A 24,114-nucleotide genomic window follows, 5' to 3' on the forward strand; every position below is an offset into this window, starting at 1 on the left:
ATTCCGGGATTGGGAATAAGGTTTTTAAAATTCCATGGAAAACCAATGGAGGGCGGCAATCTGGCGCACTTGACGCCGCGGGAATCGCGGGGCATCCATGCGGCGCGATGCGCGCCTTTTTCTTTTCAGCCCTGATATGCCTGTTGCCGGTGATGCGCGGCCACGCGCAGGCGGCGGCTCCCGTGGACGTGACGGACGCTGCCGTGGCGTCGGTCAAGGTGCTGGGCGAGCAAGTCGTGCTGGGCAAGCAGCAGATCGCGATCGACCGCATGTATCCCGAGTGGAAGGAACGTGCCGCGAAGGAAGCGGGCGGCATGGACAAGCTGGAAGCCCAGCTCGCCGCAGTGCCCCGGATGATGGCCCAGCAAGGCGTCCAGTTGATTTCCTTCAAGCCAAAGGGAGTGCCGTCATCCTATGAGGTGCAGATGGGCAAGGAAGTGGTCGAGGAGAACGGCAAGAAGGTCGAAAAGCTGATCCACAAGAAGTGGCTGGTGCTTATCCCGACCGTCACCGAGTTCCGCATTGCCAAGCCGGCGGAGAAGGGTGGCGTGCCGAAGTTCGTGGTGATCCAGAGCACAGGTTTCCAAGCCGCGGTCTCGGACAAGGGCAAAAACGACTGGACCTTCATCGATGGTGCCAGCCTGACCGTTGCGGACTTGCGACGGCTCTTCGGCACGCTGCCGGAGAACATGCAATTGCCACCGATCTCGAGGAAGCAAGTCGACGGGAAGTGACGACCACCAGACACATGGGCAAGAAATCGAAGAAGCTCCAGGAGGAAGCCGCATTGTACAAGAAGCTCAAAGCCCTCTGGGCGCGCGGGCTAAGCCAATCGTGCGAGGTGCGGGATTCCGCGATCCACGGTCGTGGCGTCTATGCGACCCGCGCCATACCCTCGGGTGAAAAGATCATCGAGTATGTCGGCGAGCTGATCGACAAGGATGAGAGCGAGCGCCGCGCGTGGGCTCAGCATGCCAAGGCGCAGGCCACCGGCGATGCCGCAGTGTATATCTTCACGCTGACCGATCACCTGGACATCGACGGCAACGTGCCGTGGAATACGGCGCGCCTCATCAATCACTCCTGTGAGCCGAATTGCGAGGCGTGGATCGATGGCAAGCGCATCTTCATCCACGCGCTGCGCAATGTGAAGGAAGGCGAGGAGCTGACCTTCGACTACGCCTTCGATGTTTCCTGCTACGAGGATCATCCTTGTCTCTGCGGCCGGAAAGGCTGCGTCGGCTACATCGTCAGCCGGGAGCAGTGGCCGCAGTTGAAGGAGATCCTCGCCGCGAAGAAGGGCTGATAGCTTACCAGCTTTTCAGGTCCAGGCCGACGAAGCCGTAGAGGCCGCTCTCGAGATCATCGAGCTGGTTCTGGAAGGGCTTGGAGCCTTCCATGGTGGTCACGTTGATTTCGCCGCCGAAGGTCATGCCTGCGCCGTAGCTGAGCCACAGGTCGCCGGCGATATTGTGCGAGCTGGTGAGGCCGGCGCGGTAGTTCGAGTAGTCGATGTTGGCATCACCGATGGCGGTATCGATGTTCCAGATGCCGCCGTTGGGGCGGACTTCGAAGCCCACGCGCCACTTCGGCGAGACGTCGTAGGATGCCTTGAAGTTCGGGCCGTAAAGTGCGATCAGGGTCTGGTCGTTCGGCTGCCAGGCAAAGCCGGGGCCACCGACGATGTTGATGTCGCCGGTGAGATTGAGTCCCGCGACGCCCGCGCCGAGGAGCAGGTGGTCATTGACTTGGTAGCCGACCGCGCCGGCGGCATCGACGAAGATGTCGTGTCCATTGACGCCCTGAAAGTCGGTGGCGAGCGAAGGATTGAGCCACGCGGTGTAGACCCACGGCGAGGTGTCCTTCATGCGGACGAAGTAGAACGAGAACTCGAGCTCGTGCAGGTCCTCATCGCGCAGAATCAGTGAAGGGATCGGCCCGTTCGTGCTCATCAGCATCGCCTCATAGGAGAACTGCGGGATGAACTGCCAGTCGCCGGCGAATTGGATCGGCTTGGAAAGGAAGGCCGAGGCTTGGAAGGCGTGGGTATCGAGGTTGCCGACCGAGTTGTCGAAATCCATGTCAAAGCTGCCGACGTAATTCACCTCGGCGGCATTGATGAACTTCGTGAGGTCGAAGCCGCTAGCCGACGGGGTGATGATTGCAGCAGGGGTGGCAGGATCGCCGGCGAAGGCTGCGGTAGACAGCAGGGGGAGGACGGCGAGGCGGCGACGGATGTTATTGAACATTGCCGATGTCTAGCCGCAGACAGCTTGGTTGGCTAGTGAGGAAAACGTACTTCCGGCGAGAGCTGTCTAATTGACCTGTGGCCAACTATTCGCGAAGGATGGGATCTATGGCGAAGGAGGCTTTACCGACAGGGGATTACCGGAAACCAGGGCCTCCATCGGCTGCGAAGCTTCGGACAAGTGCAGCCGCGTGGCGCGCCATGGCCACGATATGTTCGTTGATCGCGGGTGCGTCAGCAGCTTTCATTTATGTCCAGTGGCGGGAGATCAACGAATTCACGTTCATGATCACCTTCTTGCCACTCCTGACGGTAATCGCGCTCGCCCCGCTGTCTGTGGTGCTCTGGATCGTTACTTGGGTCAAATACCGGAATCTCCGGTAGACCGGGGTCAGTGGTGCCTTTACGCGACGAACAACTTCACCACCCATGCCGCGAGGGCGGCGGTGGCGGCGAGCAGCAGGAACAAGAGCAGCAGGCTGCGGCCCTGGGTGCGGCGCTCGTTGCGGATCTGGCGGCGGGAGACTGTCTCCTCGAAGACGCGCTGGCGGCGACGGTCGGCGAGATCGTCCGGCGGGGGGATGGTGGCCGCCTGCTCCTCCGCCTCGCGGAGGATCTTCTCCGGTTCGGCGCGGATGCTTTGAATCTGTGCTTCCAGGGCGCGCTGCTGGTCCTCAAGGGATTTGAGATCGGGCAGATCGGCGGGGGTCCGGGACATGGCGAGGCTCATTTCAGCAGATATACGATGAGGGCGAGGCTGCCCAGCACGATCACGGGAAGGTTGAAGGCGAGGCCGTTGCGGAATTGCCGGGCGAAGTCGCCGGAAACCACGCGACGGGCCTTGGATCCATTGAAAAGATTGCTGCTGCGCGAGCGCGAGTAGTGCTCGGCGGCCTGCGAGAATTCGTCATCGGCGTGATCGACGATGGCCATTGCACGCTCGAGGCTGGCGGCGAGGTTCTCGCGGGTCCAGCCATCGGGATTGATCTTCTCCAGCTTGGACAGATGGGCAGCGAAGCAGGCGCGGGCTTGCTCCAAGTCCGAGGTGTGGTCCTTGAGCTCGTAGAGTTCGCGCTCGATACGTTGCAGCGTGGACGAAAGGCGCTCGGTCAGTTCGGTCTGGGCCGAGATCAACTCGCGCTTGCGGGAGTTGAGCGTTTCAACTTCCTGGCGCTGTCGCTCAAGATCCTCACGTTGCTGCTGAAGCTGCTCGAGCTGCACTTGGGCGGCCCGGAGTTTTCCTTCAACATCTTCACCCTGCCGGGCTCCGGCGGGAGCGCCGGGGTTCATTTCAAGCTGGGTGCTGCGGATTTTGAGATGGTGGGTGTGCTCGGTGGCGGGTGGCATTGCCTGTGGGCGGGATGCGGGACAGCGAGGATTTTCTACTATCAGCGGATTTCGCCGGCCAGAAAAATAATCAGGAACTATTGAGTAACCGGCTCCTCCGCGGCAGCAGGCTCGCCGCGCCGGAACGGGCGCATGTACCACGATCCGAAGGCTTTCCATCTGCCCATGAGCTCCTCCATGACCAAAAAGGCGGAGGGTACCAGGAACAGCGTGATGGTGGCGGCGAAAAGCAGGCCGAAGCCGAGCGAGACGGCCATCGGCACCAGCATCTGGGACTGCTGGGAGGTATCGAAGATCAGTGGCAGCAAGCCGGCGAAGCTGGTCAGCGAGGTGAGCATGATGGCGCGGAAGCGCCGCGTGCCGGCATCGATCACGGCGTCGAACAGCTTGCCCCCTTGGGCACGACGCTGGTTGATGAAATCCACCATGACGATCGAGTCATTGATCACCACGCCGGCGAGGGCGAGCATGCCGAAGACCGAAAGGTAGGACGGCGTGATGTCGCGGATCATGTGGCCGGCCAGCGCGCCGATGACGCCGAAGGGCACCGCCAGCATCACGAGGAAGGGCTGGGTCAGCGAGCGGAATGGCACCGCGAGCAATGCGTAGATCGCGATGAACAAGCCGATGCCGACTTCCCAGAGACGTTGGTTCGTTTCCTCGTGCTCGGCGACATAGCCGTCGTAGTTCCAGGAAAGCTCGGGGTGGGGCTTGACCAGGGCATCGAGGCGTGGCGCGAGGTCGCGGGAGATCGCCACGACATCGATGGTGTCATCGACCGGCTTGGCATTGATGGAAACGACCTGCGCGCGATTGATGCGGCGGATGTCGGAGCGGGCGGGTACGAAGCGGGCATCGACCACGCTGTGGAAGGGTGCGTTGCCGCCATCCGGAGTGCGGATGCGCATCTGCTCGAGCGTGTGGAGCGATTGGCGTTGGTCGAGTGGCAGGCGCACCATCACGCGCACGTCATCGCGACCGCGTTGCACGCGCTGGGCTTGCTCGCCGTAAAAGGCGGAGCGGACCTGGCGGGCGATCTCCGCCTGGGTCAGGCCGAGCGCCATGCCTTCGGGGCGGATGGTGAGGTGGAGTTCGTTCTGGCTGCGACCTGCATCGGCCGCCGCATCCTGGATGCCGGCGTACGATTCGAGGATCCCTTCGATTTCCTCGGCGAGATTGTCTCGCAGTTCGGAAGCCGGGCCGCGCAGTTCGACTTCGAGCGATTCCAGATCGTCATCGCCGCCGCGGAAGCCGTCGCCGCGGTCGCCGGCGATCCAGATCGACTGGGCGTCGGGAATCTCGCCGACCAGCGCGGTCCAGCGCTTGGCGATCTCGCTGTTCTTCGGTCCCGGTACGCTGCGTTGGCTGGGATCGAGGATCGACAGGGTGACGAAGCCCTGGCGCGCATCGAAACCGGGCCAACCGGCCCAGCCGCCGCTGCTGGTAAGGACGTCGGTGATCAGCGATTGGCCGTTGCCGGGATCGACAAACTCCTTCTTCAACTGCTCCGCCTTCTCCGCCATGTAGTGCACGCGCTCGTCGGTGATCGCCAGCGGCGTGTCGCGCGGCATTGTGATCTGGCCGATGACGCGGTTCTTATCCAGCGCCGGCATGTTCTGGAAGCCGAGCCGTCCGCTGCGCATCACGCCGATCGAGCACAGCGCGATCGCGAGGAAGACGGCCAGCGTGGCGTGGCGGTGGCGGGTGACGAAGATCAGCGCGGGACGGAAGTAGCGCTCGATCATGTTCTCCAATCCATCCGCGATGTTCTTCTGGGCGCGGGAGAAGACGTTGAACTTGGTGCGGCCGGTCTTGATGTTCTTCAGGTGGCTCGGCAGGACGATCTTGGATTCGATCAGCGAGAACAGCAGCACTGACGCGACGATCGGCGGGATCATGCGGGAGAAGTTCCCGTAGAAGCCATCGATGAACATCAGCGGCATGAAGGCGGCGATAGTGGTCAGCGCGCCGAAGGTGACCGGCAGGGCGATCTCCTGGGTGCCGGTGACCGTGGCTTCCAGCGGATCCATGCCGGCCTTCAGCTTCGAATAGACGTTCTCCGAGGTGATGATGGCGTCATCGACATTGATGCCCATCGCGATGATGAAGCCGAAGAGCGTCATCGTGTTCAGGCTCAGGCCGAGCCACGGCATCAGGATTAGGCCACCCGCGAAGGAGATCGGGATGCCGGCCGCGACCCAGAAGGCGATCGAGGGCCGCAGGAACAGGCCGAGCACCAAGATCACCAGGAAGCCGCCTTGGACCAGATTGTTGAAGAGGTTGCCGAGGCTGCCTTCGAGTTCGACCGAGCTGTCATCCCACAGGAAGAGCTCGATGCCCTCGGGGAAGCGCTGCCGTTGGTTCGCGACGTAGTCCTTCACCTTGGCCGCGATATCGAGGGCGTTCTCCTGGTTCAGCCGCAGGGCTTCCACGAGCAGGGCAGGGTGGCCATTGAAGCGGAGGAGCTTGCGGTTCTCCTCGTAGCCGTCGCTGACCCGGGCGACGTCGCGTAGCATCACCTCGGCTCCCTGGGCATTTCGCAGGACGATGTCCTCGAACTGCTGCTTCTCATACGCCTGACCCTTCGAGCGGATGGTCAGGTTGCCTTCGTCGGTCTGGATCTGGCCGGCGGGCAGGTCCACCGAAGAACGGCGGACGGCCTCGGTGAGATCGGAAAAGCCGAGGTCGAAGTCGCGCAGTCGGCCGAGATCGGCCTCGATCGAGATTTCCGGCCGGGTTTCGCCTTGGATGGCGACTTGGGAAATGCCGGGCATTTCGATGAGGTCGTCCCGCACCCGGCGGGTCGCCCGGACCAAGTCCTCGTGATCCATCTCGCCAGTGATCGCGATCTTGATGACGTCGAACCATTTGCCGGTGTCCGGGACCTGGATCCGTGGAGGCTCGATTTCCTGCGGAAAGCTGGTGATCGCCGCGACCCGGGTCTCCACCTCGTCGCGGACCTTGTCGGGGTCGATGCCCTTTTCCAGCCGCAGGCGGACTTCGCCGCTGCCGGAGGAGGCGCGCGATTGCAGTTCCTTGATGCCTGAGAGGCCTTCCAGCGAGCTCTCGATCGGGATGATGACGCTCCTTTCCACGTCCTCCGGGCTGCCGCCGCGGTATTCCACGTTCACCCGCACCTCGTCGAAGCGCAGCGTGGGCTGGACTTCCAGCGGGACTTTTTTCAATCCGACCCACGTGCCGATCACCAGAATGGCGATCATCACCAGATTGGCGGCGAGGTCGTTGCGGGCGAACCAGCGAATCATGAAAGAGTCGATACGCGGGCGACCCGGTCCCGTCTAGCATGGCTGACGGACAAGTCGCCGCAATCCAGCGTGGAGCTTGCTTTACACCGGCGGGCCGGTGTGTAGCCTCGCGCCGTTCACCCCTCTCTCCCCCCCACCACCCGAAGATGCCGGATGACTCCCTCCAGCCGGATCCGGACGAAGATCTCGTGGCGCGCGCCCGCAATGGCGACACGCGCGCGTTCGACGCCCTGATCCTAAAGTATGGCGAAAAGCTGTACGGGCTAGTTTATAACATGACCTCCCACAAGGAGGACACCCACGACCTGTTGCAGGATATCTTCGCGAAGGCCTATCACTCGCTGCCGCGCTTCCGTGGCCAATCCAGCTTTTACACCTGGATCTATCAGATCTCGGTGAACATGACGCTGAACTTCCTGAAGAAGCGCAAACGTCGTGGTGGCATGAGCCTGAATGACCTGGATGCGTCCTTCCAGGACGATCCCGCGCTGGTCGATTCCAGCCACCTCGCGAACCCCGAGAAGCAGAGCAAGCTCCACGAGCTCCAGAAAAGATTGAACGAAGCGATGCTGAGCCTGTCAGAAGCGCATAGAACAGTGGTCACCATGTTCGACATCCAGGGCATCCCGCATGCCGAGATCGCACGCATCCTGAAGGTTTCCGAAGGAACGGTGCGATCCCGTCTGCATTATGCCCATCTTCACTTGCAGTCGAAGCTGCAAGATTACTGGGAGTGAGGAATTTGAAAATTTTCCTTGCGGGCGAGCTAGAAATTTTAGATTCATTAACCATTAAACGCCGTGAAGCCTTCTATTGAAGAAATCGGAACCCTGCTTGCCCTCAAGCGCCATGAGCGCCCTGAGGAAGGGTATTTCGATGGTTTCCTGCGTGAGTTCCACCAGCGCCGGAGGGCGGAAGAAGCCCAACAGCGCGGGTTGGCGGGTTGGTGGCGCAAGGCGTCCGCATGGTTTTCCGATCTCGGGGCATCCAAGTGGGCCTATGCCGGCGGCTTGGGGTATGCGACCATCGTCGCTGTGGCGATGACGGTTCCGCGGGGCCAGGACACGGCTCCGGCAGCAACCACACCGGTCAGTCACGAGGTCAAATCCATCGAGCCGACCGCTGCGGTCGAGCAGCTGGACGCCTTGGACCTGCGTCCTTCGACGCAAGGCAGCACTGGTGAGCAAGAGTTCTGACGGAATTTTCCTTCCGGATGCCTCCCTTACCCTTGCGGTGCCTTCCGGCACTCGGAGTTGCATGGTTTTTCTGCGTGGTGCAGATCCGCGCCGAGGTAGCATGGTCGGCGGTTTTTCCGGCAGGCGAGGGTGAAGTGCCATCCACGGCCCTGGTGGTGGGAGATGGCCGGCATGTGATCGCGGTGGCGCTTTCGGGAGCGAAGGCGGAGGGGGGGCGTTTGTTCTCCGACGAGCGCTTGTTGCCCGCCGAAGTGATTTTGGATCCGGTTTCGCGGTTGGTGGTGTTCCGTCTCAGCGGACCCCCGGGACGGGCGTTGCCGTTGATGGCGGATGCGACCTTGTCAGCCGGTGCCGTCGTCAAGACGGCCGGTGGGATCCAAGGGAAATCCGCTGGCTGGGTGAAGCACATCGAAGGCAAGATTCTGCCGCTAGCCCTTTTGAAGATCGAATATTCGGGCAAGGTGCCCCGGCCCGGCACGCCCTTGATGGATCTCTCCGGCAACGTGGTCGCGGTCGCTCACCAGCCGACCGGCCCCCAGAGCGGCTACGCGATTCCCGCGGAAGTGGTGAAACGCGTCTTGGACGATGTGCAGCGGGGGGGGCATGTCAGTCGTGGCTGGATCGGGCTCTATCTGCGTCCGGATGCCAAGGTGCCTCAGGTCACCCGGGTGCAGGCGGGCTCACCTTCGGCCTTGGCGGGGGTGAAAACGGGCGATGTCTTGCTTCAGGTCGGCTCGAGGCCGCTCGTCGAGTATGCCGATGCGGTGAATGCCTTCTTTTTCCTCCGGCCCGGGGTGGCGACGCCTGTGAAGCTGAAGCGCGGAGACCAGGAACTGCTGCTGTCGCTCACGCCGGTCGAACGCCGGTCCGATTGACGCTTGGCCGACGGGCCGGCTTTTGCCAAATCCGCTCCATGGAATTCGTGGTCCGACGTCTCACCGGCGAGCACGTGCTGCCCTATCTGCCGGATGCCGCAAGGCTGCGAATCTCCGTCTTCCGGGAGTTTCCCTATCTCTACGAGGGCGATGAGGAAAGCGAGCGGGGCTATCTCCAGAGCTATGCGGCTTGTCCGCGCAGTGTCTTCGTGCTGGCGGAGGCGGGCGGGCGGATTGTCGGCGTTTCCACCGGATTGCCGCTGGACGATGCGGATGCGTCGTTCCGCGAGCCCTTTGAAAAGGCGGGCATCGATCCCGCCGGGTGGTTTTATTTTGGCGAGTCGGTTTTGGATCGTGCGTGGCGGGGGAAGGGGATCGGGCACGCGTTCTTTGATCACCGCGAGCAGCACGCGATGGAGCTGGGCTTTTCTAAGTTCTGCTTTTGCGCCGTCGTCCGCCCGGAGGATCACCCGCTGAAACCGGCGGACTACCGGTCGAACGACGCATTCTGGGCCAAGCGCGGCTACAGCCTACGGCCAGAGCTAAGCTGCCATTTCGCGTGGCATCAGGTCGATTCGGCGGGGCAGGATGTCGAAAACCAACTGATTTTCCGGACCCGCGAGCTGGCGCCGCCTCAGATGTAGAACATCGGCGCTTCGGAGCGCTCGGCGAGCTGGACGAGGGTGATCCGCTCAAGGTGACTTTTCAGCTCCCGGGCGACGTGATCCCACGCATTCCGCACCGCAATGCCGCTCTCGCCCTCGGTGTGAGTCGAGAAAGACAACAGCGAAGGCTCCACTGCTTCGACGATTTCGCGGAGCAGGATGGAGTCGGGTTTGCGGGCGAGCAGGTAACCGCCGCTCTTCCCACGGCGGCTTTCTACCAGTCCTGCGCGACGCAAGTCGTTGAGGATCTGAACAAGGAAGTTGGCGGACACGGCTTCGCGTTGCGCCAGCTCGTCGAGCCGTGTAATCGTTCGTCCGTCGTGACGCTTGGCCAGTTGGGCCATCGCGCGGCACGCATAGTCGAGCTTTTGGGAAATGCGCATGGAGGCAAAGCAGCATAGGCAGGATGGTGGCGGAAGCGCGAAGGCTGTTCGACTCTGTCAGTCGGGGAACGCGGACGCCTCCGGAGTGTGGAGTTGGATCCGCGAGGAAGCCGAGCGGGTGGCCGTGGCAGAGCCGCATCTGCGGCCCTTGCTGCAGGATGTGGTGCTTGCCCAGCCGTGCCTCGGCGCGTCGCTGGGCGTGCGTCTGGCGCGCAAGCTGGCCCGTGAGGACATGACCCGCGAGGAGCTGGCACCCTTGCTCGCCGGCATCTTGCGCGGCGAGGATGACCTGGTGGACAGCGCGGCGCGCGACCTGCGGGCGATCGTGGAGCGTGACCCCGCGTGCCGTTCGCCGCTGGAGCCCTTGCTGTTCTTCAAGGGCTTCATGGCGATTTCGACCTACCGGGTTTCCCATCACCTGTGGACCCACGGGCGGCGGGAGCTGGCCCTGTATTTCCAAAGCCTCGCGAGTGAAGTCTTCGCCGTGGATATCCATCCCGCGGCCCGGATCGGCTGCGGCATCCTGCTGGATCACGCCACCAGCTTCGTGGTCGGTGAAACCGCGATCATCGAGGACAACGTCTCGATCCTCCACGAGGTCACCCTGGGTGGCACGGGGAAGGAATCCGGCGATCGTCACCCGGTCGTGCGCTCCGGGGTCTTGCTCGGCGCGGGAGCGAAGATCCTCGGGCGCGTGGAGATCGGCGAAGGAGCGAAGGTCGGGGCGGGCAGCGTGGTTCTCAATGACGTCTCGCCGCATACCACCGTCGCCGGCGTGCCCGCGGTGGTGGTGGGAGTCAGCAGGGAGGATGCCCCCGCCCTAGAAATGGATCAGCGCCTGGAGTGCAGAGGTCGATAGCTTTTTGTGCGTCGCAAGGTAAGGGTAGTCATGTGTCATGATCCGTGATACCTGACATTCATGAATTGTTTAGTGTTCGCCTTGCCGCTTCTCGCGATGGGGTTGGTGTCGTGTGACAAGGCCAAGAAAGTGGTCGATGCCGCACGGGACAAAATCGAGGGAGTGAAAGACCCGGGGCTTCCCAAGCCGCCGGGCGGAGAGGTGTCGTCCGGTCTCGTCGCCCAAGTGGACACCGCGGCCGAAGGCGTACGCTTCCGCCGTGACCTTCCGTTTCCCACGGACATCGAGGCCCGGGTGACGCAACGGGTTACTTTTCACAAGATCCGCCGGATCGCCACCTCTGCGCTTGGCACGGAGAACATGACCTTGGACGGGCCATTCGAGATCGTCTCCCGCTTCCAGCGCAGTGGTTCACAGCTCGGGATGACGATCGAAAGGGAAGGCAGGGTGGTCGATCCCAAGGAAGCGGTTGAAAAGGCGAAGGGAAAGGCCACGGCCGAAAGCAATGCCCCTGAATCGCCGCCGTTGGCGGGTGCCCGGGTGGAGTTCCAACTGGGCCCCAATGGCTGGCAATTGCCGGCTCGCAAGGGACCGGCGGACTTCAATCTGAAGGTGCTGGAGCAAAACCTGTTGCCCAAGCTGCCCGGCCTTTTGGTGGAACACGGATTGGCTCCACGAAAGCAGTGGTTCTCTTCATCGCGCCGTTGGATCGAGGGCGACAAGCTTGTGCTGGAAGGGGATTCGCTGGCCCTGCTTTTTGACGACGCGGGCAGCGGCAAGCTGACCTTGACCTACGAGGTTTCCGAGGCGCTCGAAGGGCATCCCTGCGGCCGCTTCGCCGTGCAAGGGGACGTCACGCTGGACGGGAGCGCCGATCTCGATGGCAGCATCACCAGCGGCGAATTGACGATCCAATCGGGCAAAATCTGGTGCTCGCTCCTTCACCCATTGGTGCTGCGGGAGGAATACCAAACCGTCAGCACCCTTACCACCGGCCAAGGCAACGGGCCGAAGCGAAAGCTCCAGGGCGCGATCGACAATCTGTGCGCCCGCCAGTGGACGGCCAAGGGAAGCTGATTCGGCAGAGACGGAAAATTTCTCGAAAAAAGACGAAACAAAAATCCCGCTGGCGACGTTTATGTTCATGTGAGGCGACTGCGAAAGCATGACTCCTCCAAAACAAAAGGTCTTGTCAGGGAGGTGACTCCCGGCAGGTGGTCCGACCGCTTGAGCTTTAGGTTTTTGGGTTTTTCCTGAGGCACAGCGGTCGGGCTTCTTTTTGTACGCCAGAGCACTTTTTGTTGAGCTTTTGCTGATCTCCCTCCGCCGTCCGGAGATGTGTTTCAAAGGGCGGCTCATCTGCTGGAATCTTTGATTTCCAACGGCTCGTTCGCTGCGGCGTGAGAGATTCCCGGCGAAAGCCGCGTTTTTGCCATAATCCGGGACCGCGTCCTCGCTTTCCGGCAGAATCCTCGCTTTCATCCGTCCCTTCATGAACCGGTCCAATCCTTTCAAACGCCTCTTTTTCTGGCTGTCTGGCGCCGGCACCGAGACCTTGGAGCAGTGCCCGAACTGGGAGCAGCGGAAATACGTCGCCTTTGGCGCGACCGTGCTGGTGCCCTGCGCCTTCGCCTTCATCGCCTGCGCCTACGCGCTCTCGACCCTCACCGACAACCCGCGGGTGATCTACGGGGTGGCCACGGTGTGGGCCTTCATCATCCTGACCATCGACCGCGCCCTGCTCGCCGGCTACCGGCCGTTTCTTTCCTGGTGGCGGAAGCTGTCGCAATTCTCGCTGCGTCTGGTGGTGGCCATCCTGATGGGTCTGACGATCGCCCACCCACTGGTGCTGCTGCTGTTCCGCGACACGATCCAGACGGTGGTGGAGGAAGAGCGCTCGGTGGAAGTCAGCCAGGAGCGCTCCAAGTTCACGGTCGCCAAGGACAAGATCCGGGAGACGATCAATGGCATCGAGCAGAAGATGGCCGCCCTTCAGCAGGAGCGAAAGGAAAGCTACAACGCGAAGTTCATCATCCAGGACCGCGAGGACGCCAGCTCGGCGATCCCCGGCCTGACCGCCGAGCAGCAGACCGAGCTGAAAGCCGCTACGGATGAAGCGACCAAGCCATTCCGTGACCGGCTGGACGTGGTTAACCAGCAGTCGGACGAACTTTCCCCGCAGTACGCCAAGCTCCAGACCGAACTCGGCTTCTGGCAGGCGGAATTCGAGCGCGAACTGAACGGCCAGCGCTCCGGCATGCGCGGCGAAGGCCCGCGCGCCCGTTCGATCCGTGCCGACCAGCTTGAGCCGCGCCGCACCGAGGCGCAGCGGATCGGAGCCCTGTTAGAACACCTCTCCACCGAGAAGGCAACCTTGCAGACCCAGGCGCGGGAAGCCGAGAAGGGTGCCATCGCCACCTTTGAAACCCGCCTTGCCGAGATCGCCGCCACGAACAAGGCGGAGGAGACGCGGGTCGCCGCGCTCAAGCAGCGAGTGGAAGAGGATCAGGCGTCCGCCTTCACCGAGCAGCAGAATGCGGTACGCTCGGCCATCGACCAACAGATCGAGACCCGCAATCTGGAGCAGAAGGCCGCTCAGTCCGAGCTCGCCGCGATTTCCACCGAGGAGCAGAACCGGATCGGCCAGATGCTCGCCGAGCCGCGGAAGGACATCCTGACCCAGACCTTGGCCCTGCATGGCCTCTTCAAGGAGGGCAGCGAGGGTGGGCAGTTCGCGCTCGCCACCTACATCGTGCTCACCCTGCTGTTCATGCTGGTGGACACGATCCCGCTGATCGTGAAGTTCTTCACCAAGCCGGGTCCTTACGACACGTTGCTCGATCGCGACGAGATCGCTTATGACTCCGAGCACCGCGCCTTCCGTGAAAGCCACCACCGCTACATGGAAAAGCTCGCTGCCGGCAACCTGATCGCGGTCACCCGCAACAAGCGGCTGGAGAACGCACTCATCGATGGCGTGGAACACAGTCGCGCCGCGCGCGAGTTCCTCGACTCATTGATCGAGATGGAGAAATCCTTCGCCGCGAAGATCCGGATGGAGCAGGACGAGGCCTTCCATGCCGGGCCCGAGAAAATTGCCGCGCTGGAAGCGATCAAGAAGCGCTTCTACGAAGACATGCAGCACCGCATGGAAGTCTTCTTCACCGGCCAGCACGCTTGAGACGGATCACTCCAGCGGCGGAAGGACTCCGAGTCCGCCGCTGCCATCGTCGAAGGGCGTTGCTTCTTCCTCCACCTTGAGGGGGCGGAATTCACCGTCGTACATGTCCACGCGGAACTGAAGCTCCATCAGGTCGCGGTTGGTCTCCGCCTGGCTATCGCGGAGCCGGCGGTTCTCCTCCACGGTGCCTTCCAGAAGCTGGAGCAGCTTCTCGATGCGCACGTCGGTATTGGCAAAGGAAGCGACCGGGGAAGAGTTGCTGGAAGCGGAACGAGGACGTTCGCTGGGGCTGGCTTGGGGGGCACTCCTCCCTGCACCGTCGCGCGCGCGGGCCAGGAACTCCTTGGCTTCGCGGGAGGGACCCTCATCCGGCAAGCGGGAGGGAGAGGGAAGTTGCGGCCTGGAGGAAGCTGGCGGGTGAGGCGGCATCACGCCTGCCAGCTTCACCATGTCGCGGACGGAGCACCAATGGGCGGCGGAAGCGCCAGCCATCAAGGCGAGCACGGTGCCACAGGCGATCGGGACGAGGCTTGGTTTCATCGCGCTTTCTTCTTTTCGGTTGAAATGACTTCCTTCGCGGCTGGCGGGGGAGGCTCAGGCGTGGGCAGCGAGCTCAGGAGCTGGCCGAGGCGGTCGAGGGCGTCGCCCACCTTGCGGGAGTCTTCTTCCATGCGCTCCACGGAGGTCGCAAGTACGGCACTCATCGTACCTGCTTGCGCGTAGCCGAGCGCCGGGTCGTAGCCGGGCTCCTGGACGCCGATCACGTTTTCGCCATCGGCGTCCGGCACAAGCAGGTGCGGGCGGATGGAAAGGGGAATGCGGGTGCCGTTGTCGAGCGTCACCTCCTGGGTGATGGCGGGGACATCTTCGGGATGCTCCAGCCGCCAACCGGCCGGCGGTTGGGAAAGCGGTTTGGCGGGGAAGGGGGCGAGCAGCTTGACGGCGGCGGCGTCCACCTTTCCAAGGCCGCCCTTGCCGGGCTCGACCCGCACGGTCACGCCTTGCGGCTCGGGGATTGTGGGTTCGGCCTCCTCGATCTCGGCTCCTTCCGGCGGGGTGCCGGTGACCAGCACGGGTGCGCCGTCGTCTTCCGGCACCAATGAGAAAGGAGTGGCGGTGATTCCATTGGTGGCCGGGTCTTCACCGAAGCCATCCGTGAGTGCGGAAATAACCGGATCGCGTTCCGAGTCTTTCGGAGCGATGTCCTGGGCCAATGTCACCGGCATGGCGACGGCGGCGAGAAGAAGGAGAGAGCGGGTCATCGGTTTTTGATTTCGATGGCTTGAGTGCTGTCGAGTTGTTCGCCGGTGGGCGGCTGCAGCGCGCCCGAGAGCGACGGGCTGTCGGCCCGAAGGACCGGAGTGGGGATGGACTCGCCGACCAGGGCATTCCATTCGCCGAGGAGCTTCTGGCCTTCGTTGCGGACGATTTGGGCCGCCTCCTGATAGTGGCCGATGCGGGTCATCAGGGTGCGGGCGCGGGCGACCTCATCCGGCGTCCAGCGCAGGGCACGGCTGCGGTAGAGGACCGGGACGTCGAGCATGATCTTGCCGAGGTCCTCGCCGGCGGGGCCTTGGGCCTTGAGGGCATGCTGGATCCGCAGGTTAGTCTCTTCGAAGGCATTCTCCGGGCCGCTTCCGGACGACACGAGGCGCCGTGGATCGGCGGCCTGTGGCTTGACGGTATCGCCGGGAAGATGGCCGCCGCGAGGCATCAGCGAGTCAGCGGGCTTCGGTGCGGCCGCGATCAGGGCGGGCACCGGTGGGACGGGCGCAGTTGCCGTGACACCCGGACCCGGGCCGGGGCTGGCCACGATCACCGGCTTGTTGAGATAAAGTCCGCAGAAGACTGCGGCAAGGGCCGTGCTCGCAATCAGCAGCCACGGATAGGCGCGCTGGATCGGGCAGTTGGCAGCCCGGCGGTTCTGGCCCGGGACTGTGGCATGATGGAGCGGTCCCAGTTCCAAGGTCTGGGAGACGGCGGTGGAAACCGCGGGTTTGGTGGCGAGGGGGGCGGCCTGAGTGGTGGTGGGCAGCGGACGCATGAGATCAAGGTGCGGGCGATCCTTTCCGGGGATCGGCGGCAGGCTCATCAGCGGGGGGAGGGGCGAGGACGGCATGGGTGACGACAGTCTGGTCGGAGACGCCAGGGAAAACAGTTAGAACGAGGGTATCGCGGGTCAGCCGAAGGTGCTTGTGAACGCCACGATGGTCGCTGGTGGCTTGCACGCCGGGCACCACTTCCAACGGGCCGCCGGGAGTATTCTGGCGACCAATGCCGTCCGACCGGTAAATCGTGAACGTGGACCAGGCATCGGACTTCCCGGCGGATGAGACGCGGATGCTCACGCCATCCGAGAAGACCGCGAGCTTGAGCGGCTTGATCGGCACCTGGACCACCTTGCCGCTGCCGGTGATTTTCATCTGGCTGCGAATCTCGTACTCGCCAAACGACTCGAAGCCATCGGTGTCCGCAGCAGCGAGCGGAAGGACCGTGGCAATGAGGGCGGCGACCAGCGATAATTTCATTCGCCTACATCCCAGAGGGAGTCAGTGGTGGAGCCGGAGGGGTCGTAGCGGGCCGGCGGGACGGCGCCGGAAGTGGTGGCGGTGGCCGTGAGGAACGGCGGGGACACTCCCACGAAGACATTGAGATTTGTATTCGTGAGCGACTTGGCCGTCGGGAAAACGGCTGGGCCGTTTTGGATGTAAGGCAGCAACAACGCGTGGGTCAGCGAGGTGACCGGCGTGGTGGGATTGTCGGCGAGATAGGTGCGCTGCGCGACATAGACGTTGCGCAAGGTATCGCCAGCCTCGCGGGCGAGTCGCCAGGTCTTGAAGGCGCTGGTTGACTTCAGGCCGACGGTGATCAGCAGCAGGAGGACCGAAATGACCAACGTCATTTCCAGCAGCGTGAAGCCGCGGCGTGACAACTGGACATGGACACGGGATTTCATGGGACGAGTGGGAGACTAGGTTGCTTAAGGGGGCTTGAAAAGCCGGAAATATTAACGATTTGGTCCGTCCGGTCCCGTTCGGATAGACCCCGGTGAGGCGTCAGTTTTTGAGGATCTCGAGTGATTCCGTGACGTTCTTGCGCAGCTCGGGATTGGCCCATGCCAATTGGCCGAGATGAACGACGCCGAAGACCACGCCCGCCGTCACGCCGACCCAGACGAACCACCAGATGACCGATTTCCCCTGGGGTGCGATCAGCGGGACATACCATGCCTCGCGATCCACCACGCGGGTGGTGAACATCTGGTTGCCTTCGCGCAGTTGCTCGATGAGAGCCTGCACCGCGGCATCGCTGCGCAGGATGAAGCGGTGCTTGAAGCGCCGGCCTGGTGATTCGGGAAGCTCTTCCGCGATCACACCCGGCGGCACCGCTGCGGGTAGCCGCAGCGTGTAGACGTGCGTCTCATAGACGAATCGCTCCCTCAGCCAGCGGTCGAGTCGGGTTAGTTGCATGCGGACGGGCGGTTGGAGTTACATCTTGCTGTTCATCATCTTCGGACCCATCAGGAAGATCGGCAGGAAGGTTCCGATGAAGACCGCGGCGATCAGGGCCACCGCGATGATCAGCACCAGGAAATTCACGGCGGCAGTGAAGCTCGCCATGTAGTTTTCGGCATCCTCCTCATACATGGTCGAGAGCATGTCGAGCTGGGCATCCAGCGAGGCGGACTTCTCACCGATCGACATCATGTGGACCACCTGGGAGTCGACGGAGGTGTACTTGGAGAAGGCGGTGGAGAGCGGCACGCCGGAGTTCTCGTACTTGTCGGCCGCGTCGCGGAGCTCCTGATAGAACGGTGTGCCCTTCACGCTGTTGGCGGAAACCCGGATCGATTTCGCGAGGTTGATGCCGTTGGCGTGGAGCATCTTCATCGTGGAGAGGAAGGTCATCTGGCGCAGGCTCATGATCATGAGCCGGAGCAACCGCCATTTCGACATCGCGATGCCGAGGATCATGTTCCGGACCTTGTCCGAGCGCCAGATGGTGATGGCGCTCCCGACCACCGTGGCGATGACAAAGGGATAGACCGCCTTGGTGATGGCACTGACCTTGAAGGCGATCGCGGTCATGCCGTCGGGCTTCTGGGCGACCGATTTGAGCATGTCCTGGACCTGCGGGACGATGCTGACCTGCGAGAAGATGAACGCACAGGCCAAGACCGAGATCACGATGCAGGGCATCACCGTGGCCTTGCGCAGGGCCTTGGTGAAGCGCATCTCGCTGGTGAAGCGGGCGGCCAGCGAGCCGAAGGCCTGGTGGAGCTGGCCGGCATCGCTACCGGCTTGGATCAGGCCGATGACCATGTCCGAAAAGCGTCCGGTGCGGCGGAATGCCTCGTGCACGTTGACGCCGGAGTTGATCTCATCGCGGATCTTCAGGAGGGCGTCGGCCATCGCCTTGTCCTGGAGTCCCTGGCCGTAATACTTCAGCGCGTCCGCGGTATTGATCTGGGCGCGCAGCATCGAGGCCAGGCCACGGAACATCGTGACCAACTGCTTCTTGGTGAAGGGCGTGACCTTCGTCTGCTTGAGGAAGCTGAAGGAGCCCTGGGCAGCCGGCTTGGCGGCTGTTGCGGGACTGCCCGGCTTGGCGGAGGCGGAGGCGCTACTCATCGGTGTAAGTCATGTCGATGACCTTCGCCACGGCTTCGATGTCGGTTTTGCCTTCGCGCAGCAGGCGTAGGCCGCTGCGACGCAGGTTGGGGAGTTTCCCTTCTTCCTGGATTTTGACTTCCAGTTCGTAAGGGGAGATCTCGCCCTTCGACAGCATGTCGGAGGTCTTCGGGGTGATGGGAATGATTTCGAGAATGGCAGTACGGCCGCTGTAGCCGGAGTTCCGGCACTCGGCACAGCCACCGGACTTGGCGGCAAAAACGGGTATGGTGGACCAGGACTCGTCGAGGTTGAAGGTTCTCCGATCGAGGTCCGAGATACCCTCCTTCGGCTCCTTGCAATAGGGGCAGAGCAGCTTCACGAGGCGCTGGGCGCACGCGGCTTTCAGGGTCTGGGCGATTTTCCAGCGCTCGATGCCGAGCTGCTCGAAACGCTCGATGATCTGAGAGGCGCGCGGCGTGTGAATCGTCGTCAGGACCTTGTGTCCCGTCACCGCGGCTTCGATCGCCAGTTCCGCGGATTCGATGTCGCGAACCTCACCCATGAGGATGATGTCCGGGTCGGATCGCATGAAGGACGCGATCATCGGCTTGAATTCCTTCGGACTCTTCAAGTCGCAGTGGGTGATGCCGGGAACCTCGTCTTCCACCGGATTCTCCAGCGTCAGGATGTTCACATCGGGCCGGTTCAGCTCGCGGAGGATCGCGTTCAGCGTGGTCGATTTGCCGGAACCCGTGGGGCCGGACATGACGATGATGCCGGCGGGCACGCGCATCACCTTGGCGAGTTCGAAGAGTGTCTCCTCGTCGAAGGCCAGGGTGCCCTTGCCGAGGGTCACGTTGATGTGGCTCTTGTCGAGCAAGCGCATCGTGACGTGATAACCGCGGTAAGTACGGTGTCTCTCGTAGCGGACGTCGATGGGGCGGTGGAAATACGAGATGGTGAAGCGGCCCGAGATGCCCGGCGCGGTGGCGCGGATTTCGGTGGGAAGCTTCATCAGGTTGAGCAGGAAGGCATCGAGACGATCCTTCAGCTTCATCGGGATCTCGACCTTGGTGCCGATGTCACCGTCCACGCGGTAGGCGTAGTAGAAGGACTCCTTTTCGACCTTGAAGTGGATGTCGGAGGCGCGGGTCTTGACCGCGTCCGCCATCACCGTGGCCACGAGCTGGGCCATCGGCTCGGTATAGTCGGTGGTGACGTCGAAGTCGCGGATGGCCTCGTCGTTGTCCTCCACGTCGATCGCCTCGAGTTCGGAGCGACTGGGCCCTGAATTGGTGGCGACGGATTCGATCGCGCGGGAGATTTCGGAAGCGAGCGTGACGACCTTGACGATCTCCAGATCCGGGAAACGCGGGGCGAGGTATTCGTCCGGGAGCGGGCTCCAGGGATTCGCGACCGCTACGATGAGCTTGTCCCCGGTCACGCACAGCGGGCTGAAGAGGCCGCGGGTGAGCACCGTGGGATCACAGTAGGTGTGCAGCGAGCCATCACAGAATTCCGCGACCTTCGGGAAGAAGGGCAGGCCGTTGATCTTGGCGAGCGCGCCCATGAAGCAGTAGCGCGTCACGCGGTTGGCGACCTGGTCGTGCTCGAGTTCCGCGTACTGGGGATCGTGGTTGGCCAGCGCGCGCATGATTTGCCCGCTGATCAACTCGTTGAATGACATGCTGTCGTAGTCGATCACAATCCGAAGTGTTTGCGGGTAAGGAAAGACCAGCTCTCGTAGTCCATGCGGACCGCGGTGACGAAGGGCTTGATGCCGAAGCGGCGGTTCACCCCGGCCAGGATCTCATCGGCCATGATACGTGCGGCGATCGGATTCAGCGCACCGGTGCCGACCGCGTCCGTATCCTCGGCGTAGAGGATGGGGGACAGCAGGGCGCGGGCGGTGTGATGAAGCTGGTCGAAGGATTCGTAGAAAGCGGAGGGCGCGATCAGTTTGCCGGCAAAGGGGACGAGCGGCGGCGAAGGATGAAGGACCATCGACACCGCATGGGTGATGCGCGCGACCTCAATGCCCACGTGTTCCTCTTCCGCTCCCTGCACCCGTGCGAGGATCTCGAGGAGATCGAGTGGCTCCCCCTGATTCACCGAGCGCTCGAAGTGGGCTTGCATGCGGGCAAGCTCCGTCTCGGTGGCGATGCCGGTGGCCTGGAGCGCCTGCACGGTCTGTTCCAGGCAGGTGTGGAGCAGTTGCAAGGAGTCACCGGGTTTCCGCGCGGCGGAAGTGGCGGGAGTGAAGGGGGATGACATGGGTATGGGTCGGTTCGGTGAAAACGGGACGGCGGGGTGGGGGCCCCGCCTGCCGAATCACTTCCTCGCGTTGCTGAAGCGCGAGCGGCGAGGTGCGGCTACCGGGGCGGGGGCAGGAGCTGCCTTGCCACGGTTCAATTCCTCTTCGGTCGGATAGTAGGGCGCTTCCTGGGGACGCAATGCCCGGACACCCCGCTGCAGATTCGGCTCGTGAGCCGGGCCGGGATTGCACTCTGGATCGACCCAGTCGTGGTCTTGCTGCAGCATCGTGTTGCGATGGATGCGGCTCGATTGGGCCGAGGTCGCGGAGCGGCTCGCCGGATCGTAGGAGGTGGGCGTCACGATGAAGACCAGGCTGGCGTTCTCTTTGACGGTGTCCTTGCTCTTGAAGAAGAAGTTCAAGACCGGCAGGTCGCCGAGGAACGGGATCTTGGTGCGGTCCTTGTTCGACACCTCACCGTAGAATCCGCCGACCACCAGCGAGTGGCCGTCGGGAACGCGGGAGAGCGATTCGATCATGGACTCGGTGACGCGTGGATAAACGTTGCCGGTCTGGCCAACGACTTGCTGCACGATTTGAGCGGAGCGCGGGCGAAGTTTCATGCGCACGGTGCCGTCCGGAAGCAGTGTCGGCGTGACCGACAGCGAGATACCGATTTCGCGGTGCTTCTCGGGCGCGTCAGTGATGGCTTGGTCGCTGGCGTCGATCTTGTAGCGAACTTCCTCGGTGACGATCGCGGTGTTGCCGGTGCCGCTCTGGGTCTGGGTGATGATGGGAATACGATCGATGATCGAGATGGATCCTTGTTCGTTGTCCTCGGTGATCAACGTGGGATTGGACACCTGGGTGGCGAAGTTTCCTTCCGCCAAGGCGCGCAACACGCCGTTGAGCTGGAGCGGCGACAAGACCAGGTCCGAAGTGCTGCCGGCCACCGCGGAGGTTGCCTCCGTCGAACTGAGCGAGGAACCGGCCGTACCTCCCTTGGTGATGAAACCGGTGGTGTTGATGCCGAACAGCGAGTTGAGGCTGCCTGCGACTTCCAGCGCGGTGCCACCTTCGCCGAGAGAGGTGGACCAGTTCACGCCGGTGCGCTCGGCTGCGGTGCTGTTGACCCGGAGGATCTTCGTTTCGACGACGATCTGGCCCTTGGCGCGGTCGATGTCGTGCAGGAACTTGCGGGCCTGCTCGATGCGGTGGGCAGTGTCGATGATGACGACCGTGCCGGTCTTCGGCTCGAAGTTCACGATGCCGGTGCCCGGAGTGAGCATCGGGGTGAGCAACGCCTTGATCTGCTCGATATCGGTCGGGCGGAGATAGCGGAGCTGGTAGTTGAACTCGGCGCTCGGCAACTGCCCGAGCTGGGCCTGGCTCAGCGCATAGATGGTGTTGCCCTTGGTGTAGAGCGTGAGGCCATACATGAAGGCCAGCTCTTCCATCTGATTGAGCGGGTTGCCGTCATTGAGGTGACCCGTCACCCGGTAGTCGGGAGTGGCGATCTTCGCGTTGTGGAAGTACTGTCGGCCGGCCTGCTTGGCGAGGAACTGGAAGATGTCGTTGAGCGGCGCGTCCTTGATGAGGTAGCCCTCCTCGGACTCCTGGATCTCCTGATTGACCGGTGCTGCATTGGGATCCGTGACGGGCTTGCCGTTTGGATTCAGATCGGTCGGTGGCGTCACTGGTTCCACCGGCGGTGCGGCGGGCAGATCCGGAGCACCCGGGGCAGCGGGTACGACTGGCGGCGCGGGCAGGTCTCCCGGAGCAGGCGGCGGCTCGGGGGCCGGCGCGGGAGGGGGCAGATCCGGCACCGCGGGTTCGACCGCGGCGGCAGGAGAATCAACGATGGGGCCCTCATCCTGAGCGATCAGATAGGGCGTGGGTAGGGCCAGCAACGTGGCGACGGCGATGGCAGGCTTCATGGTGTGCGGGTGTTGTGGGACAGCAGGGGGAAGAGAGAATGGATCAGGGATTGGTGGACAGCGGGACGGTCGGCTGGATGTCGACCGGCGCCTGTGAGTCATCAGACTCGACGCCCGGCGCGGTGATCTGGCCGATGCCCTTCTTCACGCCTTCCGGGAGCATGTTGAGGATATGATCCGCGGTCTCATTGGTAGAGACGTTGAGAAAGCGGATGCGCGCGGAGTTCACGGCCAGCACTTTGACGCCGATCTGCTTGCCATTCGGCAGGCGGAGGCTGAACACGTCACTGACGCGGAACATCCGGTTGCCGATGAGGAACTGCTGCTTGCCGGGCATCACGCCGTTGACGGAAATGCCCGCCACGACTTCGGAGAACGGCATCGGCGGCTCCGGCTTGAACCGCTGAGTCGGAGACTTCGAGGTGATCTTGGGCTCGGGAGCCACGTGATTCGGATCCTGGAAGCGGCCGAAGGGGTCGGTCTGGCGCTTGCGGATGGAAAAGCGGGCCGAAAGCTGCCGGACATATGCGGGAAGCTCATCGCCGGCGTAGCGGGAGGCCTCGATTTCCTTGGCCTCGGTGGCGGGCGCTGCGGCCGGCTTCGCTGGAGCGGCAGGGGCCGCCGCTGCCGGAGCGGATGGAGTCAGGTCGGCGCTGTCGAGCCCTTCCGCCATCTGTGCGAATACCGGCCCTGCGGCGAGCAGAAGGCCGGTGATGACGGTAAGTCTAGGAAGCAAGGGGGTCGGTTTCATTTTTCCCACGCGGTGTAAGTGACCTGAAAATTCAGGGAAGATGAGGAGGCTCCACTAGGGTCGATCCTGAGTTCCTGGAGCTGGAGTTGGGGCATCCGGGATTCCAGTTCGGCGAGCGCTTGTTGCACCGAGCGGAAGGTTCCGCGGAAGGCGAGTCGCACCTGGGTGGAATCCTGGGCCGACACCGAGGCAAAGCCGACCCGGCCGGCGGGATACTCGACCGCCGTCTGCTGGAATTCCTTCGCGGGCAGGGCATCACCGATCTGCTTGAGATGGGAGGTGATCGAGTTCGCGGTCTCTTTCTCCACTTGGGAAAGCCAGCGTTCCATGTGCGGGCGCTTCTTGCTGATCTGTGCCTCGACTCCCAAGGCTCCGATCCGATCGTTCTCGGCGCTCTTGTAGAGCCCCTGCTTTTCCAGGAAGGAAGCGGAGGCCTTCGACTTGAGGAACATCCCTCCGCCGACGATCGCCGCGCAGACCGCAAGCGGCACTACGAAACCGAACAGGATGATGGATTGGCGGTAAAACATGGGGAGTGA

At 62.9% G+C, this 24,114-nt stretch carries 27 protein-coding genes; 10 read left to right on the plus strand and 17 right to left on the minus strand.

From position 1 onward, the window contains the following. Positions 1–107 precede the first annotated feature (107 nt). Both OKA05_RS16250 and OKA05_RS16255 read left to right on the plus strand, forming a co-directional pair. Positions 108–734 (plus strand): hypothetical protein, encoded by a 627-nt coding sequence (locus OKA05_RS16250; protein ID WP_264488227.1) that lies wholly within the window; start codon positions 108–110, stop codon positions 732–734. Next, a complete protein-coding gene (locus tag OKA05_RS16255) occupies positions 731–1,306 on the plus strand; it encodes an SET domain-containing protein (protein WP_264488228.1) in 576 nt (191 codons plus the stop codon). The genes OKA05_RS16250 and OKA05_RS16255 overlap by 4 nt, the downstream gene beginning before the upstream one ends. 4 nt (positions 1,307–1,310) lie before the next feature. On the opposite strand, the gene OKA05_RS16260 is transcribed toward OKA05_RS16255, so the two are convergent. Further along, a complete protein-coding gene (locus tag OKA05_RS16260) occupies positions 1,311–2,249 on the minus strand; it encodes a DUF6268 family outer membrane beta-barrel protein (RefSeq protein WP_264488229.1) in 939 nt (312 codons plus the stop codon). Between the two features lie 200 nt (positions 2,250–2,449). On the opposite strand from OKA05_RS16260, the gene OKA05_RS16265 reads away from it, so the two are divergent. After that, entirely contained in the window at positions 2,450–2,632 is a 183-nt protein-coding gene (locus OKA05_RS16265; protein ID WP_264488230.1) for a hypothetical protein, read from the plus strand. Positions 2,633–2,651: 19 nt separating this feature from the next. Here the strand turns inward: OKA05_RS16265 and OKA05_RS16270 are convergent, their stop codons facing one another. From OKA05_RS16270 to OKA05_RS16280, 3 genes are all read right to left on the minus strand, one after another. Continuing rightward, positions 2,652–2,966: a DUF3379 domain-containing protein gene (locus OKA05_RS16270; RefSeq protein ID WP_264488231.1), complete on the minus strand. Its 315-nt coding sequence runs from the start codon at positions 2,964–2,966 to the stop codon at positions 2,652–2,654. Between the two features lie 8 nt (positions 2,967–2,974). Further along, positions 2,975–3,595, minus strand: a complete 621-nt coding sequence (locus OKA05_RS16275) for a hypothetical protein (protein ID WP_264488232.1) — start codon at positions 3,593–3,595, stop codon at positions 2,975–2,977. 77 nt (positions 3,596–3,672) lie between these two features. Then, positions 3,673–6,861 carry an efflux RND transporter permease subunit gene (locus OKA05_RS16280; RefSeq protein WP_264488233.1) on the minus strand — a complete coding sequence of 1,063 codons (3,189 nt, stop codon included), beginning with the start codon at positions 6,859–6,861 and terminating at the stop codon, positions 3,673–3,675. 146 nt (positions 6,862–7,007) lie between these two features. Here OKA05_RS16280 and OKA05_RS16285 point away from each other — a divergent pair, with 146 nt between their 5' ends. The 4 genes from OKA05_RS16285 to OKA05_RS16300 all read left to right on the plus strand — a co-directional run bounded on the left by OKA05_RS16285 (position 7,008) and on the right by OKA05_RS16300 (position 9,576). Beyond that, positions 7,008–7,598, plus strand: a complete 591-nt coding sequence (locus tag OKA05_RS16285) for a sigma-70 family RNA polymerase sigma factor (protein ID WP_264488234.1) — start codon at positions 7,008–7,010, stop codon at positions 7,596–7,598. A gap of 63 nt (positions 7,599–7,661) precedes the next feature. Beyond that, on the plus strand, positions 7,662–8,057 hold the full coding sequence (locus tag OKA05_RS16290) for a hypothetical protein (RefSeq protein ID WP_264488235.1): 396 nt from the start codon (positions 7,662–7,664) through the stop codon (positions 8,055–8,057). A gap of 17 nt (positions 8,058–8,074) precedes the next feature. Continuing rightward, complete coding sequence (locus OKA05_RS16295) at positions 8,075–8,932, plus strand: S1C family serine protease (protein WP_264488236.1); 858 nt, start codon at positions 8,075–8,077, stop codon at positions 8,930–8,932. Positions 8,933–8,970: 38 nt separating this feature from the next. After that, positions 8,971–9,576 carry a GNAT family N-acetyltransferase gene (locus tag OKA05_RS16300; protein WP_264488237.1) on the plus strand — a complete coding sequence of 202 codons (606 nt, stop codon included), beginning with the start codon at positions 8,971–8,973 and terminating at the stop codon, positions 9,574–9,576. Here the strand turns inward: OKA05_RS16300 and OKA05_RS16305 are convergent. Next, positions 9,567–9,980, minus strand: coding sequence for an RrF2 family transcriptional regulator (locus OKA05_RS16305; RefSeq protein ID WP_264488238.1), 414 nt, complete (start codon positions 9,978–9,980; stop codon positions 9,567–9,569). The genes OKA05_RS16300 and OKA05_RS16305 overlap by 10 nt on opposite strands. Before the next feature lie 85 nt (positions 9,981–10,065). Between OKA05_RS16305 and cysE the strand changes: the two genes are divergently transcribed. The 3 genes from cysE to OKA05_RS16320 all read left to right on the plus strand — a co-directional run bounded on the left by cysE (position 10,066) and on the right by OKA05_RS16320 (position 14,020). Continuing rightward, the gene (gene cysE, locus OKA05_RS16310; protein WP_264488239.1) at positions 10,066–10,839 is read left to right on the plus strand and encodes a serine O-acetyltransferase; all 774 of its coding nucleotides are present in this window, start codon (positions 10,066–10,068) and stop codon (positions 10,837–10,839) included. A gap of 60 nt (positions 10,840–10,899) precedes the next feature. Further along, positions 10,900–11,916: a hypothetical protein gene (locus tag OKA05_RS16315; protein ID WP_264488240.1), complete on the plus strand. Its 1,017-nt coding sequence runs from the start codon at positions 10,900–10,902 to the stop codon at positions 11,914–11,916. Positions 11,917–12,331: 415 nt separating this feature from the next. Further along, positions 12,332–14,020 (plus strand): DUF4407 domain-containing protein, encoded by a 1,689-nt coding sequence (locus OKA05_RS16320; protein WP_264488241.1) that lies wholly within the window; start codon positions 12,332–12,334, stop codon positions 14,018–14,020. A 6-nt stretch (positions 14,021–14,026) separates the two neighbouring features. On the opposite strand, the gene OKA05_RS16325 is transcribed toward OKA05_RS16320, so the two are convergent. From OKA05_RS16325 to OKA05_RS16380, 12 genes are all read right to left on the minus strand, one after another. Then, complete coding sequence (locus tag OKA05_RS16325) at positions 14,027–14,560, minus strand: hypothetical protein (protein WP_264488242.1); 534 nt, start codon at positions 14,558–14,560, stop codon at positions 14,027–14,029. Next, complete coding sequence (locus OKA05_RS16330) at positions 14,557–15,282, minus strand: hypothetical protein (RefSeq protein ID WP_264488243.1); 726 nt, start codon at positions 15,280–15,282, stop codon at positions 14,557–14,559. The genes OKA05_RS16325 and OKA05_RS16330 overlap by 4 nt, the downstream gene beginning before the upstream one ends. Then, positions 15,279–16,064: a hypothetical protein gene (locus OKA05_RS16335; RefSeq protein WP_264488244.1), complete on the minus strand. Its 786-nt coding sequence runs from the start codon at positions 16,062–16,064 to the stop codon at positions 15,279–15,281. Before OKA05_RS16335 ends, OKA05_RS16330 begins: the two co-directional genes overlap by 4 nt. A gap of 4 nt (positions 16,065–16,068) precedes the next feature. Then, on the minus strand, positions 16,069–16,548 hold the full coding sequence (locus OKA05_RS16340) for a hypothetical protein (RefSeq protein WP_264488245.1): 480 nt from the start codon (positions 16,546–16,548) through the stop codon (positions 16,069–16,071). Beyond that, positions 16,545–16,976 (minus strand): prepilin-type N-terminal cleavage/methylation domain-containing protein, encoded by a 432-nt coding sequence (locus OKA05_RS16345; RefSeq protein WP_264488246.1) that lies wholly within the window; start codon positions 16,974–16,976, stop codon positions 16,545–16,547. The genes OKA05_RS16340 and OKA05_RS16345 overlap by 4 nt, the downstream gene beginning before the upstream one ends. A gap of 100 nt (positions 16,977–17,076) precedes the next feature. Next, positions 17,077–17,490, minus strand: a complete 414-nt coding sequence (locus tag OKA05_RS16350; protein WP_264488247.1) for a hypothetical protein — start codon at positions 17,488–17,490, stop codon at positions 17,077–17,079. Between the two features lie 18 nt (positions 17,491–17,508). Beyond that, a complete protein-coding gene (locus OKA05_RS16355) occupies positions 17,509–18,651 on the minus strand; it encodes a type II secretion system F family protein (RefSeq protein WP_264488248.1) in 1,143 nt (380 codons plus the stop codon). Then, positions 18,644–20,338 (minus strand): GspE/PulE family protein, encoded by a 1,695-nt coding sequence (locus OKA05_RS16360; protein ID WP_264488249.1) that lies wholly within the window; start codon positions 20,336–20,338, stop codon positions 18,644–18,646. Before OKA05_RS16360 ends, OKA05_RS16355 begins: the two co-directional genes overlap by 8 nt. Then, positions 20,335–20,907: a hypothetical protein gene (locus OKA05_RS16365; RefSeq protein WP_264488250.1), complete on the minus strand. Its 573-nt coding sequence runs from the start codon at positions 20,905–20,907 to the stop codon at positions 20,335–20,337. The genes OKA05_RS16360 and OKA05_RS16365 overlap by 4 nt, the downstream gene beginning before the upstream one ends. Positions 20,908–20,964: 57 nt before the next feature. Then, the gene (locus tag OKA05_RS16370) at positions 20,965–22,824 is read right to left on the minus strand and encodes a type II secretion system protein GspD (RefSeq protein WP_264488251.1); all 1,860 of its coding nucleotides are present in this window, start codon (positions 22,822–22,824) and stop codon (positions 20,965–20,967) included. Positions 22,825–22,867: 43 nt separating this feature from the next. After that, complete coding sequence (locus OKA05_RS16375; RefSeq protein WP_264488252.1) at positions 22,868–23,560, minus strand: hypothetical protein; 693 nt, start codon at positions 23,558–23,560, stop codon at positions 22,868–22,870. Between the two features lie 11 nt (positions 23,561–23,571). Beyond that, complete coding sequence (locus tag OKA05_RS16380; RefSeq protein ID WP_264488253.1) at positions 23,572–24,105, minus strand: hypothetical protein; 534 nt, start codon at positions 24,103–24,105, stop codon at positions 23,572–23,574. Positions 24,106–24,114: the final 9 nt, after the last annotated feature.

The organism is Luteolibacter arcticus, from assembly GCF_025950235.1.
GTDB classification, from domain to species: domain Bacteria; phylum Verrucomicrobiota; class Verrucomicrobiia; order Verrucomicrobiales; family Akkermansiaceae; genus Haloferula; species Haloferula arctica.